The organism is Arthrobacter ginkgonis (assembly GCF_039540195.1).
Classification (GTDB): domain Bacteria; phylum Actinomycetota; class Actinomycetes; order Actinomycetales; family Micrococcaceae; genus Zafaria; species Zafaria ginkgonis.
This window is the reverse complement of sequence record NZ_BAABEO010000008.1, coordinates 666,669-682,331: the sequence shown is the minus strand read 5'-3', so window position 1 is coordinate 682,331 and position 15,663 is coordinate 666,669. Positions and strand designations below refer to the sequence as shown.

Sequence of the window (15,663 nt, the reverse complement as noted above, 5' to 3'; positions counted from 1 at the left end):
GCCCCCTTGGACCCCGGCGCCTACCTCAGTTCCGGTTTGGCGGACGGGGCGGCCGCGGCGTCCCCGGAGCGCTTGGCCTCGAACAGCACCACCTTTCCCAGCGGGGTCCATCCCAGGTAGGAGTACAGTGCCTGGCCGTCGAGGGAGGCGATCAGCAGGCCCTCGTCGACCTCGTGCTCCAGGGCCAGCGCCGCGAGCGCCCGCATGACCAGGGAACCCAGGCCGCGGCGGCGGTACCCGGGGGCGGTGATGATCCGGTCGAAGACCGCGTAGCCTTCGACCACCGAGACGTGCCCGCTGGCGGCAACGGCCCGCGGATCCTCGTCGGGATGCACGGACACGTAGGAGTGCCGGCCGTGGCGCAGGGACTTGATGGAGAAGCCGTCCATCGGCAGGGGGTCCTCGACATCTTGGCCGTCCATGTCGGCGACCATCAGGGCCTCGTCCGCCTCGAGCACGGACAGGCCGGCGGCCTCACCGGCGGCAATGACGCCCGGCAGGTCCGCGGCAAAGACGGTCAGGCGGCGGGAGGGGTGCTTGGCCAGCGTCTGGGCCACCGCCACCAGTTCCTCGGACGTGGGTTCGTAGATGACGTATTCCCAGTCACCGGTGGTGTCGTGCCTGAGCGCGGCGTGGACGCGGCCCTCGTGGCGGCTCTCGTACCCGCGCGCACCGGCCCAGCCGGTGACCCAGGACCCAATCAGTTCGTCGCTCGCAGTCGATCCCATGGCCTGACACTACTCCGTGCAAGCCGGGGCTGGGGAGAGCATGCGCACAAACGTAGCACCGCCGTCAAACGCCGTTAACGGCCGCCTGGGGTCCGCTCCTCGCATACCCTTAAAGGCGTGTCCCAGAACCGCATTGTCCTGTACTACGCCTTCACCCCGCTTCCTGACCCGGAAGCCATCCGCCTCTGGCAGCGCACTCTGCTTGAACGCTGGGGGCTGCGCGGGCGCATCCTGATCTCCAAGGACGGCATCAACGGCACCGTCGGCGGGGAGATCAAGGCCGTGAAGCAGTACGTCAAGGTCACCCGCGAGCACCCCGCCTTCCGGACCCTGGACGTGAAGTGGAGCGAGGGCGGCGCGGAGGACTTCCCGCGGATCTCCGTGAAGGTCCGCGACGAGATCGTCTCCTTCGGCGCCCCGGGCGAGCTGAAGGTGGACCCCAACGGGGTGGTCGGCGGCGGCACGCACCTGCGCCCCGAAGAGCTGCACGAACTGGTCGAGGCCAAGAAGGCCGCCGGCGAGGACGTCGTCTTCTTCGACGGGCGCAACGCCTTCGAGGCGCAGATCGGCCGGTTCAAGGGGGCGATCGTCCCCGACGTCGACACCACCCACGACTTCATCCGGGAACTCGACTCCGGCAAGTACGACGACCTCAAGGGCAAGCCGGTGGTCACCTACTGCACCGGCGGCATCCGCTGCGAGGTCCTCTCCTCGCTCATGGTCAGCCGCGGGTTCGGGGAGGTCTACCAGCTCCAGGGCGGGATCGTGCGGTACGGCGAGAAGTACGGGGACCGCGGGCTCTGGGAAGGCTCGCTGTACGTCTTCGACAAGCGCATGCACCTGGAATTCAGCGACGAGGCCACGACGATCGGCCGCTGCGTGGCGTGCTCGGAGCCGACCAGCAAGTTCGAGAACTGCGCCGACCTCTCCTGCCGCAACCTGCGCCTCTTCTGCGCCGGCTGCGCGGCGGACGACGCGCTGCGCCTCTGCCCCGACCACGACCGGCGCGGGCACGCCCTGGAGGCCGCGGCCCGCTAAAATCCTCGGGTGAGCGACCACGATTTTTCCCGGATTCCCGACGCCCCGCAGAGCCACGACCAGGCCCTGCTCGATGCCCTTGCCGCGGACCTGCACGCGGCCGGCTACACCCACGACGGCGTCTCCGGGCTGCTCGGCGAGGAAACCCACGCGGCGCTGAACCGCGACCAGCTGGTTCCCGCGCTGCTGGTGGTCAGGCGGCTGCTGGCCGAGGAATCCCCGGCGCCGATCGCCGCCATCACGGCCTTCTGGATGCTGGGCCTTGACCTGCCCGCCACGGTCCTTGACGCGGCCCTGCCGCGCACCAGCGCCGCCGGGCTGCTGGTCCTCGGCCTCGCCGAGGCCGGACCCGACATCCCGGACACCGACGGCTCCGGCTTCGGCGGCCCCATCCTGCGTTCGGCCGTCGACCTGCGCCCGCACGCCTCCGACGCCGACGCCGAACTCTGGGTCGCCAGCGACCTGGGCGCCCACCAGCGGGCCGGCGTGCTGCGCCACGACCACGTGCTCGGCATCGGTCAGGCCTCCCTCACCCTGGCCCAGACCACCGTCCGCCCGCAGGTCCGGACCGCCCTGGACCTGGGCACCGGCTGCGGCATCCAAGCCTTCCACCTGCTTTCCCACGTCCGCCGCGTCGTCGCCACCGACATCTCCGAACGGGCGCTGGCGTTCGCCCGCTTCAACCTGCTGCTGAACCACCGGGCCCTGGATATCGACCCGGCCGACCCCGGGGCCCGGGTGGACCTGCGGCTGGGCAGCCTGCTCGACCCCGTCGCGGGGGAGCGGTTCGACCTGGTTGTGTCCAACCCGCCGTTCGTGATCACTCCGCGCACCGCGGGGGAGACCGAGGCGGACCGCTTCACCTACCGCGACGGCGGCCTGCCCGGGGACCATCTGGTCGCCGGCCTGGTGGCCGGCCTTCCCGACCTGCTGGTTCCCGGCGGCATCGCCCAGATGCTCGCCAACTGGGAGATCACCGAGGGGAACGACGACGGCGGGGACTGGAGCGCGGGCCCGCGCTCGTGGGTGCCGGAGGGCATCGAGGCCTGGTTCATCCAGCGCGAGACGGTGTCGCCGTCCGGCTACGCGGAAACCTGGCTGCGCGACGCCTCCGAGGCGCGCGACCCCGACCTGTACGCCGCCCGCTACGCCGACTACCTGGAGGATTTCGCCTCCCGCCGGGTGCAGGCCGTGGGCTTCGGCATGGTGTGGCTGCGCCGCCCCGCGGTCGCCGGGACGGCCCCGTTCGGGCAGGTCTTCGAGGAGATCACCTATCCCATCGAGCAGCCGATCGGGCCCCACCTGGCCGCCGCCGTCGAGCGCGCCGACACGCTGGCCGGGCTGGAGGCGGCGCCCGGGCGGCACCGCCTCGATGCGGCGCACCTGCTGGTCGCCGACGACGTGACCGAGGAGCGCCACCAGCGTCCCGGGGCAGAGCACCCCGGCGTCATCCTGCTCCGCCAAGGCGCCGGGCTGCGCCGCACCACGCTGCTGAGCACCGAACTGGCCGGCTTCGTGTCCGCCTGCGACGGCGACCTCAGTGCCGGGCAGATCGCCCGGGCCCTGGCCGCGCTGCTGGACCGCGACGCGGAGGAACTGGTGCCGGCGCTGCTGGACGAGGTCGAGGACCTGGTTCGGGGAGGGTTTCTGTTGAAGATGCGAAACAACCGCTAAAGTTCCGAACATGACGCAGAACACGCCGACGCAGGACGACATCGCACCCCAAAGCGTCCGTCGGCGCACCGCCAATCCCGTGGTCATCAGCGACCCGCAGGCCATTCGGGCGCTCGCCCACGAGGCCCGCCTCGAGGTGCTGGACGAGCTGTTCGCCTCGCAGTCCACCCGCACGGCCACCGAGCTGGCCTCGCGCTGCAACCTGACCCCGAGCGCCATGAGCTACCACCTGCGCGCGCTGGAGAAGTACGGGTACGTCGAGCGGGCGGCGAACGAGGGGGACGGCCGCGAACGCCGCTGGAGGGCCGCCGGGGACCAGCTGGTGGTGGGCACCCTCAGCGATTCGACCGCCGCGAAGAACGCGTTCCTGAACGTGCAGCTCAACGCCTTCCGGGAGCGCCTCAGCTCCGAGATCGAGCACCGCGACCAGGAGCGCCGCGCCGGCATCGAACCGGGGCCCGACCGGGCGCCGGTGCTGACCACCGGAATGGTCTTCCTGAAGCCCGAGCAGCGCGACGAATTCGTCAAGAAGGTCTATGCGCTCGTCGACGAGTACGAGGCCCTGGCCCTGCCGGAGGACCGCGGGATCGACGCCGAACGGCTCTACTACATGCTTTCCTTCCTCCCCGAGCGCCGCGCCGAGGATTCCTGAGCCCTTCACGGACCTGCCGCATTCCGGGGTCCACCACGCCGCTTGCTTCACGCGGCTCGGATGCGGCTAACCTAGTGCAGGAATGTGCGGGCGGACCCGTGCGGTTCGCCCATCGGCTGCAATAGGAGTGCTGTGCCCGCCAAGGCCAAGGAAAAGACCGGCAAGAAACTCGTGATCGTCGAGTCTCCCGCGAAGAGCAAGTCCATCGCCAAGTACCTGGGCGAGGGCTTCGAGGTGGATGCGTCCGTGGGGCACATCCGCGACCTGCCGCAGCCCTCCGACCTGCCCGCGGAGCTGAAGAAGACCTCCGTGGGCAAATTCGCCGTCGACCTCGACAATGACTTCGAGCCGTACTACGTCGTCTACCCGGACAAGAAGAAGCGGGTCGCCGACCTCAAGGCCAAGCTGAAGGACGCCGACGAGCTCTACCTCGCAACCGATGCGGACCGCGAGGGCGAAGCCATCGCGTGGCACCTGCTGCAGGTCCTCAAGCCCAAGGTTCCCGTGCACCGCATGGCGTTCACGGAGATCACCAAGGAGGGCATTGCCCGCGCCCTGGAGAACGTCCGCGAACTGGACACCGACCTCGTCGACGCGCAGGAGACCCGCCGCGTCTTGGACCGCCTTTACGGCTACGAGATCTCCCCGGTGCTGTGGCGCAAGATCGCCCGCGGCCTGTCCGCCGGGCGCGTGCAGTCCGTGGCCACCCGCCTGGTCGTCGAGCGCGAGCGCGAGCGCATGGCCTTCCGTTCGGCCTCCTACTGGGACCTGACCGGCGAGTTCTCCACCGGCGCCGGGGACAGCTTCCGGGCCAAGCTGGCCGCCGTGGACGGGGCCCGAGTGGCCTCGGGGCGCGACTTCGACGACCGCGGGGCGCTGAAGGCACCCAAGGGCGGCGCCGGCGTCGTGCACCTGGACGAAACTTCCGCCGCGTCGCTTGCGGCGGGCCTGGCCGAGGCCGCGTTCGCGGTGTCCAGCTTGGACAACAAGCCCTACACGCGCCGCCCGGCCGCCCCGTTCACCACCTCCACGCTGCAGCAGGAGGCCTCCCGCAAGCTGCGCTGGTCCTCCAAGTCGACCATGCAGGTGGCCCAGCGGCTGTACGAAAACGGCTACATCACCTATATGCGTACCGACTCGGTGTTCCTCTCCAACGAGGCCGTGAACGCCGCCCGCAAGCAGGCCGCCGAGCTGTACGGCGCCGAGTCCGTGCCGGCCGAGCGCCGCGTCTACAAGTCCAAGTCGGATTCGGCGCAGGAGGCGCACGAGGCCATCCGCCCCGCCGGCGACTCCTTCCGCCGGCCCGCGGACGTCCGCACCCAGCTCAGCCCCGACGAGTTCCGCCTCTACGAGCTGGTCTGGAAGCGCACCGTCGCCTCCCAGATGTCCGACGCCAAGGGCTTCACCGCCTCCGTCCGGCTCTCCGGAACGGCCGCGGACGGCCGCACCGCCGAATTCACCGCCTCCGGCACCGTGATCACCTTCCGCGGCTTCCTGGCCGCCTACGAGGAGGGCCGCGACGTGGCCCGCGAGGAAGAGGAGAACGACGGCGACCGCCGTCTTCCCGTGCTGTCGGTCGGCGAGGCGCTGGACGGGCGGGACATCCAGGCCGTCGGCCACGAGACCTCCCCGCCGCCGCGCTACACCGAGGCCTCGATCGTCGCAGAGCTGGAGGCGCGCGAGATCGGCCGGCCGTCGACCTACGCGCCGACCATCTCCACGATCATGGACCGCGGCTACGTCACCAAGCGCGGCGGCGCGCTGGTGCCGAGCTGGATCGCGTTCTCCGTGGTCCGCCTGCTGGAGGAGCACTTCGGCCGGTACGTCGACTACGGCTTCACCGCCCGCCTGGAGGACGACCTCGACGAGATCGCCAAGGGGCACCTGAAGCGCTCCGAGTGGCTGAAGCGCTTCTACTTCGGCGAGGGGGACGCCGCGGGCCTGCAGTCCGTGGTCGAGAACCTCGGAGACATCGACGCGCGAGCCATCAACTCCGTGGAGATCGCCCCGGGCATCGTGCTGCGCGTGGGCAAGTTCGGTCCCTATCTGGAGAAGCCGCTTCCGGCGGACGCCCCCGAGGGGACCGAACCGCAGCGCGCCAACGTCCCCGAGGACCTGGCCCCGGACGAGCTGACCGCGGAGAAGGCGCTGGAACTGATGGAGTCCGCCGGGCCGGAGGAGCGCGTGCTCGGCACCGACCCGGCCACCGGGCACCCCATCGTGGCCAAGGACGGCCGCTACGGCGCCTACGTCACCGAGGTCATCACGGAGCCGACCGCCGAGGAACTGGCCGCGCAGCCGGTCGAGTACTACAAGAACGGCAAGCCGAAGCCGCCGAAGAAGCCCGTGAAGGCCAAGCCGCGCACCGGGTCCCTGTTCAAGTCGATGACCGTGGAAACGGTCACCCTCGAGGACGCGCTGAAGCTGATCTCGCTGCCGCGCGTGCTCGGCACCGACGCGGAGGGCGTGGAGATCACCGTCCAGAACGGCCGGTTCGGCCCGTACCTGAAGAAGGGCACGGACTCCCGGTCGATCGGCTCGGAGGAGGAGATCTTCACGATCACCCTCGAGCAGGCCCTGGAGATCTACGCGCAGCCGAAGCAGCGCGGCGGGCGCACCGCGGCGGCCCCGCTGGCGGAGTTCGGCGCGGACCCGGTGTCGGAGAAGCCGATCGTGGTCAAGGAGGGCCGCTTCGGTCCGTACATCACCGACGGCATCACCAACATCACGGTTCCCCGGGCCACCGCGCTGGAGGAGCTGACCCGAGAGCAGGCGATCGCCCTGCTGGCCGAGAAGCGGGCCAAGGGGCCGGTGAAGCGCACCACGCGCAGCGCCGCCCCGAAGCGCACCGCGGCCAAGAAGTAGGAGCGGCCGGCATGCGCCTTGGCGTCCTGGACATCGGTTCCAACACCGTCCACCTGCTGCTGGTCGACGCCTACGCGGGCGCGCGGCCGGTGGCCTTCGCCACCCACAAGCGTCCGCTGTCGCTGGTGAGGTTCCTGGACGACGCCGGGGCCATCAGCGAGGAGGGGCAGGCCGAACTCCTGGACTTCGTCCGGGAAGCCGCCCGCTTCGCGGCGCGCCACGGGGCCGAGGACATGCTTGCCTTCTGCACCTCCGCGATCCGGGAGGCGGCCAACGGCCAGCAGGTCCTGGACCGGGTGCTCACCGAAACCGGCGTTGAACTGGGGGAGCTCTCCGGCGAGCAGGAGGCCGGAATGACGTACCACGCGGTGCGGCGCTGGTACGGGTGGGGCGCGGAGACGATCCTGGACCTGGACATCGGCGGCGGCTCCTTCGAGATGGCCATCGGCACCGACGAGTTCCCCGCGGCGGCGCGCTCGGTCCCGCTGGGGGCTGGGCGGCTGACCCGCGACTGGCTGCCCGGGGACCCGCCGGCGATCTCCGACATCAAGGCGCTGCGCACCTACGTGCGCGAAACCCTGGAGGACCCGGTGCGCGAGCTTTCGGCGCTGGGAAAACCCTCCCTGGTGGCCGGCACCTCGAAGACCTTCCGGTCCCTGGCGCGCATCACCGGCTCGGCGCCCAGCACGGAGGGCCCCTACGTGAAGCGGGTGCTGCGGCTGGAGGACCTGAAGCTGTGGACCAACCGGCTGGCGGCCATGAGCGCGGCCGAGCGGGCCGAACTGCCCGGAGTGTCCGAGATCCGCGCTCCGCAACTGCTCGCCGGCGCGCTCGTCGCGGGCGAGGCGATGAAGGCCTTTGGCATAAAGTCCCTGCGCATCTGCCCGTGGGCGCTGCGCGAGGGGCTGATCCTGCGGCGATTCGACCACCTGCTGTACGACGGGGAACAGCCCTTCGGGAGTAGCGTGGGAGTGGGCCACGTCCCCTTGGGCCAGCAGCCCGTGGCTCCCACGGGGGACTTGTAAGCGGTGGCCTGTGACCGGCGAGAAGTGAGGTGGTGCGCGAGATGACAACCGAGAAGAGCCAGACGGACCCGGAAGGACCGGAGGCCCGGAACATACCGGTGGCGCTCTCCAGTTCGTCGGTCTACCCGCTGAGCGTGCACGACGCGTTCGCCGTGGCCCGCGACCTCGGCTACGACGGGATCGAGGTCCTGGTCACCGGCAACGCCATGTCCCAGGACCCCCAGCGGCTGCGGGACCTCAGCTCCCGCTACGACCAGCCGATCATGGCCATCCACGCCCCCACCCTGCTGCTGACGCAGCAGGTCTGGGGCAGCGCCTGGAACAAGATCGAGATGTCCGCGGCCATGGCGGTGGAGGTGGGCTGCGACGTCGTCGTTGCCCATCCGCCGTTCCGCTGGCAGGGGACCTACGCCACCGGCTTCGCCGAGGGCGTGCGCCGCATCAAGGAGGACTACGGGGTCCGCATCGCGGTGGAAAACATGTACCCGTGGCGGGCGCGCGGGCGCGAGGCGCTGATGTACCTGCCGCACTGGGATCCGGTGCCTCAGCCGTACGACCACGTGACCTGGGACTTTTCCCACGCCTCGATTGCCGAGATGGACTCCCACAAGGCGTTCCGCGACCTGGGCGAGCGGCTCTCCCACGTGCACCTGTGCGACGGCAGCAACAATGGCAAGGACGAGCACCTGGTGCCGGGACGCGGCACCCAGCCCGTCGAGGAGTCCCTGCAGTACCTGCGGGACAGCAACTGGGACGGCGTCGTGGCCGTCGAGGTGTCCACCCGCAAAGCGAAAGGTGCCGGCGAACGTGAAGAGTGGTTGGGGGAAACCCTCTCCTTCGCCCGCCGGCACCTTGACCGGTCCGGTGTAAATGACACCACCGGTTCTTCATCACTCGCACCATGATGAGGCACTTCCCAAACTAGGAAGCCCAAATGTGTTCTCCCGCAGTGTTCGCTGGCAACCACCTGTGAATCGGTCGCCGTGGCAGAATTGCCACCATGACTTCCGCTGCCGCCTCCTCCGCCCTGCCCGCCCCGCGTGACTCCGGCCGAGAGCCCGCGCGCCCGTCCCGGCGCATCGCGTTCCTGGGCGCGGGCAACATGAACGGCGCCATCCTGCGCGGCATCCTCGCCGCCGGGGAGGAGCCCTCCGCGCTGGTGGCGACGGTCCGCGGCGCGGACAAGGCCCAGGCGCTGCGCAGCGAAACCGGGATCGAGGTGCTTGCCGGCGCGGACACCCCGGACGCCAACCGCGCGGCCGCCGCCGGTGCCGACATCGTTTTCCTCGGGGTCAAGCCGGTCGGGATCCAGGACCTCTGCCGCGAGATCGCCGGGGCGTTGCGCCCGGACGCCGTCGTCGTCAGCGTCGCCGCGGCGGTGACCATCGCCCAGATCGAGGGCGCCCTCGCCGCCGGTCAGCCGGTGGTGCGCAGCATGCCCAACACCCCGCTGACGCTGGGCCGCGGGGCAGTGGGCCTGAGCGCCGGCAGCACCGCCACCGAGGCCCACATCGCCGCGGTCGCTGCCCTCTTCGAGGCCTCCGGGCTGGTCCGGGTGGTGCCGGAGGAGCAGTTGGACGCGGTGTCCGCGATCAGCGGATCCGGTCCGGCCTATGCGTTCTACCTGGCCGAGGCGATGGCCCGGGCCGGCGTCGAACTGGGACTCTCGGCGGACCTGGCCCGCGACCTGGCCCGGGCCACCGTGGCGGGGGCCGGCGCGATGCTCGCGGACCCCGAGGCGGACCCGGCCGCGCTGCGCAAGGCCGTCACCAGCCCCAACGGCACCACCGAGCGCGCCATCGCGGCCTTCGACGAGGCCGGGCTGCCGGACATCGTCGCCCGCGGCGCCCGCGCAGCGGCCGAACGCGCGGCGGAAATCAGCCGCAGCCTGGGCTGACCCCTCGGGATTTTGCTCGTTGTCGGGCAGTCCGCGCGAGATTTTGCGCGCACAATTCGGCCCCGCACTGTCTGAAGGCAAGCAAAATCCCGCAAACACCCACCGGAGGCGAGCAAAATCCGGGAAGGGGGTCAGGGGCGGGCGGCGAAGCGCTCCAGCAGGTCCACGTGCCCGGCCACGATCAGCACGTCGCGACGGGTGACCTTGGTATGCGGCTGGGCGTAGGTGAAGTCCTCGCCGGGGGACTTCACGCCCACCACCGTCACCCCGTACTTGGCCCGCACCTGCGACTCCTGCAGCGTGAAGCCCTGGGTCTCCTTGGGCGGGTACATCTTCACGATCGCGTAGCCGTCGTCGAACTCGATGAAGTCGAGCATGCGCCCGCCGACCAGGTGGGCGGTACGGACACCGGCGTCCGCCTCCGGGTAGATCACGTGGTTGGCGCCGATGCGGCTGAGGATCTTGCCGTGGGACTGCGTGATCGCCTTGACCCAGAGGTGCTCGATGCCCAGGTCCACCAGGTTCACGGTGATCAGCACCGAGGACTCGATGGAGGTGCCCACGCCCACGACGGCGGAGGAGAACTCCTGTGCGCCGAGCTGGCGCAGCGCGTCGATGTTGGTGGCGTCGGCCTCCACCACGTGGGTGAGCGTGGAGGCCCACTTCTGCACGAGCTCCTGGTTCCGTTCGATGGCGAGCACCTCGCGGCCCTGCTTGACCAGCTGTTCGGCCACGGACGCGCCGAAACGGCCCAGTCCGATCACCAGCACGGGGGCGTTGTGGTCGTGCGTCCTGTCAGCCAATGATCGGCCTCTCTTCCGGGTAGTGGTACAGCTGGTCGCGCTGGCGCAGCGCCAGCGCGGAGGCCAGGGTGATGGTGCCGACGCGGCCCGCGAACATCAGCGCGGAGAGCACGTACTTGCCGATCGGCGGCAGCTCCCCACTCAGTCCGGTGCTCAGGCCCACCGTGGCGAACGCGGAGATCGACTCGAAGAGCACGCGGTCCAGCGTCGCCCCGCTGATCGCCAGCAGGGCCCCGGTGGCCAGGCTGACCAGCGTGGCGCCGAGCACCAGCACGGAGATGGCCACGCGCATGACCCCCTCGGGGATGCGGCGGCCGAAGGCGCGGACCTCGGTGTCGCCGCGGGCCTCGGCGAAGATCGCCAGGAACATGACGGCGATGGTGGTCACCTTGATGCCGCCGGCCGTGGAGGCGGAGCCGCCGCCGGCGAACATGAGGGCGTCGGTGAGCAGCATCGTGGTGGATTCCATGTCCCCCTGCTCCACCAGGTTGAAGCCGCCGGAACGGGTCATCACGGACGCGAAGAGCGCATGGATGACCTTGTCGCCGATGGACAGTTCCGCGATCGTGCGGGCGTTGTCCCACTCCAGCGCCGCCCAGGCGACCGTGCCGCCGACCAGCAGGATGGCGCTGACCACCAGGGTCAGCTTCGTGTGCAGCGTCCACTTGCGCACGTTGTTCCGGGCCATGATCAGGACCATCACCACCGGGAAGCCCAAGCTGCCGATGGCCACGCCGAGCATCAGCGGGATGAGGATCCACAGGTCGGTTTCGTAGGGGACCAGCCCGTCCGAGTGCGGAGTGAAGCCGGCGTTGTTGAACGCGGAGATCGAGTAGAAGATCCCGTGCCAGAGCGCCTGGCCGAACGGCTCCCCGAGGATCATGAAGCGCGGGGTGAGCATAAGCGCCAGCAGCAGTTCGATGGCCACGGAGGTGGTGATGACGGTGCGCAGCAGGGTGCCGACCTCGCCGAGCTTGCTGGTCTCCACGTTCATCGACTGCTGGGCCATCAGCTTGCCGCGGACGCCCAGCCGCTTGGACACCGCCAGGGACAGCACCGAGGCGAGGGTGATGATGCCCAAGCCGCCCACGAACACGGCTACCAGGATGACCACCTGGCCGAAGAAGGTCCAGTGGGTCGCCGTCGAGACGACCGTCAGCCCGGTGACGCAGACCGCGGAGACCGCGGTGAAGAGCGAGTCGTACAGCGGGGTCGCCCGGCCGGAGGTGGCCGCCACCGGCAGCGAGAGCAGGGCGGTGAAGATGCAGATCGCCAGAGAGAAGACGATCAGCGCGAACCGCGCGGGGGAGTGCGCGGCCACGGAGTCGACCAGGTCGCGTGCGCCGAGGACGAAGCGCCGCAGCGCTCCGTGCTCGGCGGGTGGCGCGTATGTCTGGTGGGGGCCCATGGTCTTCCGAAAGACTCCGTGCGGTGAAGGATGGCAGGTGGCGCGCCCGGGGGACGGGCGGTTGAAACAAACACAGTAAACCACCTTCGGGCCCCGCCCCGGTGCCTCGCGCATTCCCGGCGTCGCGTAGCCTGAGGGGTGATGACACATCTCACACCACCGGCGCCGCCCACACAGGTCGTCTGGAGCGGGGACATGATGGCATACCGCTTCAGCGAAACCCATCCCATGCACCCGCTCCGGCTGGATCTGACGATCCGCCTTGCCCGGGAGCTGGGCCTGCTTGACCACGGTTCGCTCACGCTCGTGGAACCCCCCGTCGCCACCGATGACGAGTTGGCGGCGGTCCACGACCGCGAATACATCGTCGCCGTCAGGAGCGCCGGCGAGCACCCGGAACGCACCGACGAGGCCCACGGGCTGGGCACCGACGACAACCCGGTCTACGCGGGCATCCACGAGGCCAGCGCCCGGCTGGCCGGGGGAAGCCTGCTGGCGGCCGAATCGATCCTGTCCGGGTCGGCGCTGCACGTGGTGAACTTCGGCGGCGGGATGCACCACGCGGCCCGCGGCAAGGCCAGCGGCTTCTGCATCTACAACGACGCCGCGCTGGCCATCCAGCGGCTTCTGGACGGCGGCGTCTCCCGCGTGCTGTACATCGACGTCGACGCCCACCACGGCGACGGCACGGAGCGGATCTTCTGGGACGACCCGCGGGTCCTGACCGTGTCCCTCCACGAATCGGGCATGTCCCTGTTCCCCGGCACCGGTTTCGCCAACGAGGTCGGCGGCCCCGAGGCGCGCGGCACGGCCGTCAACGTGGCCCTGCCCGCCGGGACCGGCGACGGCGGCTGGCTGCGCGCCTTCCACGCGGTGGTCCCGCAGGTCGCCGCCGCGTTTGCCCCGGAGGTGATCGTCAGCCAGCACGGCTGCGACGGCCACCGCCGCGACGCCCTCAGCAACCTGTGCCTGAGCGTGGATGCCCAGCGCCAGAACGCGCTCGACATCGCGGAGCTGGCCACCCGGCTCTGCGAAGGCCGCTGGATCTCCACCGGCGGCGGCGGCTACAACGTCACCGACGTGGTCCCGCGCGCCTGGAGCCACCTGATCGGCATCGCCTCCGGCCACCCGGTGCCGCTGCGCACCCCGGTCCCGCGGCCGTGGCGCGACTACGTGCTGGAGCGCTACGGCGCCGAGACTCCCGCGTCCATGGGCGACGACGTGGACCTGTGGTGGCGTTCCTGGGAGGTGGGCTACGACCCGGCCGACCCCGTGGACCGCTCCGTGATGGCCACGCGCAAGGAGGTCTTCCCCCTCTACGGCTTGGATCCCTGGTTCGACTGAGTCCTGATTTGGGAGGGCCCGGCCGGCCGCGGCGTGCCCGCGCGCCAAGATGCCTGCCGCGAAATATGCGGTTAGGGTGATGGAATGGCCCATGACGACGTCTTCACCGTGATTTCCGACGGCACCCGCCGGCAGCTCCTCGACGCCCTGCGGGAGGGGGACCGCTCCGTCGGCGAACTCGTCGAAGCGCTGGGGGTCAGCCAGCCCACCGTCTCCAAGCACCTCAAGGTGCTCCGCGAGGCGGGCCTGGCCACGATGCGCGCCGAAGGCCAGCGCCGCTACTACTCCGTCAGCCCCGAACCGCTCGACCACGCCGCCCGCTGGCTGGCGGCGTTCGCCGTTGGGGGCCCGGCGCCGGCGCCGGCCGCCGCGGACGCGGCGCCCGCCGTCGTTCCCGCCGCGGCCACCGCTTCGGCGGTGGTGCCGGAAACCGCGTCCGCCCTCGCTCCCGCCGTCGTGTCCCCCCTAGCATCCGCACCCGCGGCCGCGGCACCCGGCGTGCCGGTGGCCGGAACCGTAGCGCCCGCGCAGGCGACCCAGGCCGCGCAGCAGCTGGGCCGGACCGTGGGCCGGACCGTCGAACAGGTAACGGGCCGGGCCGCCGACCTGCTGGAACGCCTCCAGAAGCCGAAGTTCGGGCGCCGCCGCTAGAAAAACAGTGGAGTGGGACACGTCTCGTACATTACGGGACGGTTACAGGATGTTTCGGGCACGTTAATGGAAGGCGTCTCGCACTCTGTCACACTCGGGTGAGCAGGGGCAGCGCGGCCGGCGTTCAATGTTGCGCGCCCTGATGTCTGCCCCAGGTTTTTCGATCCCTTTTTGAGGAGTGAGCTTGGATCAGCATCTGTCCAACATCCGTGACGAAGTCTTCCGCCGCAATCCCGGCGAGGCCGAATTCCACCAGGCTGTCACCGAGGTCTTCGACAGCCTCGCCCCGGTGACCAAGAAGCACCCGGAATATGCCGAAGCGGCCATCCTCAGCCGCATGTGCGAGCCCGAGCGCCAGATCATTTTCCGCGTGCCGTGGACCGACGACCAGGGCCGCGTGCAGATCAATCGCGGTTTCCGCGTCGAGTTCAACTCCGCGCTGGGCCCGTACAAGGGCGGCCTGCGCTTCCACCCGTCCGTGTACCTGGGCATCATCAAGTTCCTCGGCTTCGAGCAGATCTTCAAGAACTCGCTGACCGGCATGCCGATCGGCGGCGGCAAGGGCGGCTCCGACTTCGACCCGCGCGGCAAGTCCGACGCCGAGGTCATGCGCTTCTGCCAGTCCTTCATGACCGAGCTCTACCGCCACATCGGCGAGTACACCGACGTCCCGGCCGGCGACATCGGCGTGGGCGGGCGGGAGATCGGCTACCTCTTCGGCCAGTACAAGCGCATCACCAACCGCTACGAGTCCGGCGTGCTGACCGGCAAGGGCGTCACCTGGGGCGGTTCCCTGGTCCGTCCCGAGGCGACCGGCTACGGCGCGGTGCTCTTCGCACGGGAGATGCTCAAGACCCGCGGGGCCTCCTTCGAGGGCCAGCGCGTGGTGGTTTCCGGTTCCGGCAACGTGGCCATCAACGCCATCGCCAAGGCCCAGAGCCTGGGCGCCCACGTGGTCGCCGCCTCCGATTCCTCCGGCTACATCGTCGACGAGGCCGGCGTCGACGTGGACCTGCTGCGCGAGATCAAGGAAGTCGAGCGCGGGCGCATCTCCGAGTACGCCGAGCGCCGCGGCTCCGCGGTCAGCTACGTGGCCGGCGGCAACGTCTGGGACGTCGACTGCACGGTCGCGCTGCCCTCCGCCACCCAGAACGAACTGGACGACGTCGCGGCCAAGCGCCTCGTCGAGCGCGGCCTGCTCGCCGTGGCCGAGGGCGCCAACATGCCCACCACCGCCGCGGCCACCGCCATCTTCCAGGACGCCGGGGTGCTCTTCGGCCCGGGCAAGGCGGCGAACGCCGGCGGCGTGGCCACCTCCGCCCTGGAGATGCAGCAGAACGCCAGCCGCGACTCCTGGAGCTTCGAGTACACGGAGCAGCGCCTGACCGACATCATGGTCGGCATCCACGACCGCTGCGCCCGGACCGCCGAGGAGTACGGCCTGCCGGGCAACTACGTCGCGGGCGCCAACATCGCCGGCTTCGTCAAGGTCGCCGACGCGATGCTGGCCCAGGGCCTCATCTAGTCCGCAGGGCGTCCGTGCCGGGCGCTGCCTGCAACGTACGACGGCGGCCGCCG

13 protein-coding genes are annotated in these 15,663 nt (G+C 70.3%); 10 read left to right on the top strand and 3 right to left on the bottom strand.

Features of this window, described 5'->3' with window-relative positions; genetic code table 11:
- Positions 1–20: 20 nt before the first annotated feature.
- Positions 21–728 carry a GNAT family N-acetyltransferase gene (locus ABD912_RS05750; RefSeq protein ID WP_345149130.1) on the bottom strand — a complete coding sequence of 236 codons (708 nt, stop codon included), beginning with the start codon at positions 726–728 and terminating at the stop codon, positions 21–23.
- 117 nt (positions 729–845) lie between these two features.
- Between ABD912_RS05750 and trhO the strand changes: the two genes are divergently transcribed.
- From trhO to proC, 7 genes are all read left to right on the top strand, one after another.
- The gene (trhO, locus tag ABD912_RS05745) at positions 846–1,766 is read left to right on the top strand and encodes an oxygen-dependent tRNA uridine(34) hydroxylase TrhO (RefSeq protein WP_345149127.1); all 921 of its coding nucleotides are present in this window, start codon (positions 846–848) and stop codon (positions 1,764–1,766) included.
- Between the two features lie 9 nt (positions 1,767–1,775).
- Complete coding sequence (locus ABD912_RS05740; protein WP_345149125.1) at positions 1,776–3,440, top strand: DUF7059 domain-containing protein; 1,665 nt, start codon at positions 1,776–1,778, stop codon at positions 3,438–3,440.
- A 10-nt stretch (positions 3,441–3,450) separates the two neighbouring features.
- The gene (locus tag ABD912_RS05735; RefSeq protein ID WP_345149123.1) at positions 3,451–4,092 is read left to right on the top strand and encodes an ArsR/SmtB family transcription factor; all 642 of its coding nucleotides are present in this window, start codon (positions 3,451–3,453) and stop codon (positions 4,090–4,092) included.
- Positions 4,093–4,224: 132 nt separating this feature from the next.
- On the top strand, positions 4,225–6,957 hold the full coding sequence (topA, locus tag ABD912_RS05730) for a type I DNA topoisomerase (protein WP_345149121.1): 2,733 nt from the start codon (positions 4,225–4,227) through the stop codon (positions 6,955–6,957).
- An 11-nt stretch (positions 6,958–6,968) separates the two neighbouring features.
- Positions 6,969–7,982 (top strand): Ppx/GppA family phosphatase, encoded by a 1,014-nt coding sequence (locus ABD912_RS05725; RefSeq protein WP_345149119.1) that lies wholly within the window; start codon positions 6,969–6,971, stop codon positions 7,980–7,982.
- Between the two features lie 41 nt (positions 7,983–8,023).
- Positions 8,024–8,887, top strand: a complete 864-nt coding sequence (locus ABD912_RS05720; RefSeq protein ID WP_345149117.1) for a sugar phosphate isomerase/epimerase family protein — start codon at positions 8,024–8,026, stop codon at positions 8,885–8,887.
- A gap of 95 nt (positions 8,888–8,982) precedes the next feature.
- Entirely contained in the window at positions 8,983–9,879 is an 897-nt protein-coding gene (gene proC / locus ABD912_RS05715; protein WP_345149116.1) for a pyrroline-5-carboxylate reductase, read from the top strand.
- 131 nt (positions 9,880–10,010) lie between these two features.
- Here proC and ABD912_RS05710 read toward each other — a convergent pair whose 3' ends face one another.
- Both ABD912_RS05710 and ABD912_RS05705 read right to left on the bottom strand, forming a co-directional pair.
- The gene (locus ABD912_RS05710; protein WP_345149427.1) at positions 10,011–10,649 is read right to left on the bottom strand and encodes a potassium channel family protein; all 639 of its coding nucleotides are present in this window, start codon (positions 10,647–10,649) and stop codon (positions 10,011–10,013) included.
- Between the two features lie 25 nt (positions 10,650–10,674).
- Positions 10,675–12,090, bottom strand: a complete 1,416-nt coding sequence (locus ABD912_RS05705) for a TrkH family potassium uptake protein (protein ID WP_345149113.1) — start codon at positions 12,088–12,090, stop codon at positions 10,675–10,677.
- Positions 12,091–12,285: 195 nt separating this feature from the next.
- Between ABD912_RS05705 and ABD912_RS05700 the strand changes: the two genes are divergently transcribed.
- The 3 genes from ABD912_RS05700 to gdhA all read left to right on the top strand — a co-directional run bounded on the left by ABD912_RS05700 (position 12,286) and on the right by gdhA (position 15,610).
- Positions 12,286–13,434, top strand: coding sequence for an acetoin utilization protein AcuC (locus tag ABD912_RS05700; protein WP_345149111.1), 1,149 nt, complete (start codon positions 12,286–12,288; stop codon positions 13,432–13,434).
- An 84-nt stretch (positions 13,435–13,518) separates the two neighbouring features.
- Positions 13,519–14,085: an ArsR/SmtB family transcription factor gene (locus ABD912_RS05695; RefSeq protein WP_345149110.1), complete on the top strand. Its 567-nt coding sequence runs from the start codon at positions 13,519–13,521 to the stop codon at positions 14,083–14,085.
- 184 nt (positions 14,086–14,269) lie between these two features.
- Positions 14,270–15,610 carry an NADP-specific glutamate dehydrogenase gene (gene gdhA / locus ABD912_RS05690; RefSeq protein WP_345149109.1) on the top strand — a complete coding sequence of 447 codons (1,341 nt, stop codon included), beginning with the start codon at positions 14,270–14,272 and terminating at the stop codon, positions 15,608–15,610.
- The last annotated feature ends 53 nt before the right edge of the window (positions 15,611–15,663 follow it).